The organism is Actinoplanes sp. NPDC048791, assembly GCF_040650095.1.
GTDB lineage: Bacteria > Actinomycetota > Actinomycetes > Mycobacteriales > Micromonosporaceae > Actinoplanes.
Genome location: NZ_JBEZGQ010001184.1, coordinates 1 through 2,365, shown reverse-complemented (window position 1 = coordinate 2,365; position 2,365 = coordinate 1). Strand labels below are relative to the sequence as shown.

Below are 2,365 nucleotides of genomic sequence, written 5' to 3'. Positions count from 1 at the left end.
GCGAAGGCTGGTACGGCGATCGCGGCCACCGCAGCAGTCAACCAAACAGACGCCCGGTCCCGACACCCTCAACCGGGCGCTGTTCCCGCTTGCGCCGCCGGCGCCGCCTGATCACCCACCAGCCGCCGAGCACCAGCAGCGCGAGTCCGAGCAGGACCAGCACCGGCAACAGGATCGCCAGCAGGGACAGCACGACGCTGCCGAAATCCTCGGCGGTGCTGGCCACGGGCGCGCCGACGCCGGCCGTGGTGGCGTTCACCACCGGCCGGGAGGCGGCCTTCACGCCGTGCACGCAGAACGCGATCACGACCCCGGCGGCCACCGGCACCCACTGGTGGGAACCGAAGAACGCGCCCGGGTCCGACACGGTGACCGTCTCGGACGAAGACCCGGCCCCGAACGCCAGCCCGCCCGCGGTCGGCCGGACCACGGTCTGCACGATGTCGTTGACGTGGTCCACCACGGGGATCTTGTCGGCGACCACCTCGACCGCCAGCAGCAGGGCGAGGATGGCGACGACCCAGCCGTTGGAGAGCCACTGCCAGCCGCTGGGCAGGTTGATGGCGTCGGTGTAGCGGGCCAGCAGACCCATGGTGAGCAGGGGGATGTACGCATTCAGCCCGGCGGATGCCGCCAGGCCGGTACCGGTGAGCGCTTCGAGCACACCATCAGCATGGCACCGCCGCGCTCGCCCGGCAGGGCACGGAGGCTACCCTCGTCGGGTGCGCCTGGTCATTGCGAAATGCTCCGTGGACTATGTCGGCCGTCTCTCCGCCCACCTGCCGTTGGCGACCCGGCTCCTGATGGTCAAGGCCGACGGCTCGGTGTCCATCCACGCCGACGACCGTGCCTACAAGCCGCTCAACTGGATGAGCCCGCCCTGCAAGCTGCAGGAGGCCCCGGGCGTGTGGAAGGTCGTCAACAAGGCCGGCGAGGAGCTGCGGATCACCCTCGAGGAGATCTTCCAGGACACCTCGTACGAGCTGGGCGTCGATCCCGGCCTGGTCAAGGACGGCGTCGAGGCGCACCTGCAGGAGCTGCTCGCGGCCCATCCGGCGACCTTCGGTGAGGGCTGGACCCTGGTCCGCCGCGAGTACATGACGGCGATCGGCCCGGTCGACCTGCTCTGCCGCGACGCCGCCGGGGGCGCGGTGGCCGTGGAGATCAAGCGGCGCGGCGACATCGACGGCGTGGAGCAGCTCACCCGCTATCTCGAGCTGATGAACCGGGACCCGCTGCTCGCGCCGGTCCAGGGTGTCTTCGCCGCGCAGGAGATCAAGCCGCAGGCCCGGGTGCTCGCCACCGATCGTGGCATCCGCTGCGTGGTGGTCGACTACGACAAGCTGCGCGGCATGGAGCGCAACGAGCTCACCCTGTTCTAGCGGCCGCTGAGCTCGACCCGGTCGGTCTCGGTCGTCGCGTTCAGGTAGGCCCGCATGCCGATCCCGGCGACCGCGGCCTGCACGACCACGCCGGTCCAGCTCAGCGGGCCGCCCTGGGCGATCTGCACGACCGTGGGCAGGCCCAGCAGCAGCACGTCCAGCCCGGCGACGGCGTTGAGCACGGGCCCGGTCGACACCGAGCCCATCGGGGTGTCCAGCGGCATCAGTCCGTTGTCGACGAAGCCCACCCGGGCCTTGCGCATCGTCGCCGCCGCGCCGACCGGGCCCAGCGTCAGGCCCAGCGCCCACCACGGTCCGGCCGGCAGGTCACCGAGCGCCCACAGCAGACTCAGCGCGGCGGCGTACCAGAGCCCGGAGAGCACCCCGGGCACCCAGAGCCGCTGGCCGATCGCCCGCCGCGAGCTGAGGCCGAGCAGGCGCAGCATGACCGGGTTGCCGGCGTCGGTGCGGATCGTCCCGGCCGTCACGCCCCCGGCGATCAGGCCGCCGACCAGCACGGCGACGCCGAGGATCCAGGCCGGCAGGTGGGTCAGCAGGGCCGGCAGCGTGACCGCCCCGGCCACCCACAGCACCCGGCGGGACGGCGGCGCAGCAGCAGAAGGTCCTGAGCGACCAGGATGGGCACCCGCGGCCACAGGCGCCGGGATTTCAGCTTGCGGTGAGCCCAGTAGCGTCGCTCGACCATCTCGGTCACGAACGACGGTTCCATCCCGTACGCCGAGTCGAAGAGCGTGCCGGCCGTCTTGGACGCCTCCAGGATCCGCTCGTTCGGGGTGGTGGCGAGCCGCCGTACCGCCAGCACGAGGAGCACGGCCACGACCAGCGCGAGCGCACCGCCCAGCGCGGTGACGACCGGCGCCGCGGGCCACCCGGGGCCCGCGCGCGGCGCCCCGACGGCCGAGTCGACGACCAGCCCGGCCAGCCCCGCCGCCACCTCCAGGTACGCCGCGCGGTCGGCCCAG

Annotated in this window: 4 protein-coding genes; 1 reads left to right on the top strand and 3 read right to left on the bottom strand. The window is 72.6% G+C overall.

What is annotated here, in order from left to right:
- Positions 1-37: 37 nt before the first annotated feature.
- Positions 38-664, bottom strand: a complete 627-nt coding sequence (locus AB0C29_RS44075) for a DUF4126 domain-containing protein (protein WP_360833721.1) — start codon at positions 662-664, stop codon at positions 38-40.
- A gap of 58 nt (positions 665-722) precedes the next feature.
- Here AB0C29_RS44075 and nucS point away from each other — a divergent pair, with 58 nt between their 5' ends.
- On the top strand, positions 723-1,382 hold the full coding sequence (gene nucS / locus AB0C29_RS44070) for an endonuclease NucS (protein WP_360833719.1): 660 nt from the start codon (positions 723-725) through the stop codon (positions 1,380-1,382).
- Here the strand turns inward: nucS and AB0C29_RS44065 are convergent.
- Together AB0C29_RS44065 and AB0C29_RS44060 are read right to left on the bottom strand one after the other, a co-directional pair.
- Positions 1,379-1,966, bottom strand: coding sequence for a hypothetical protein (locus AB0C29_RS44065; RefSeq protein ID WP_360833717.1), 588 nt, complete (start codon positions 1,964-1,966; stop codon positions 1,379-1,381). The two genes, nucS and AB0C29_RS44065, sit on opposite strands and share 4 nt — an antisense overlap.
- A partial coding sequence (locus AB0C29_RS44060) for a DUF6297 family protein (RefSeq protein ID WP_360833715.1) occupies positions 1,933-2,365 on the bottom strand: 433 nt, incomplete at its 5' end. The genes AB0C29_RS44060 and AB0C29_RS44065, both read right to left, overlap by 34 nt.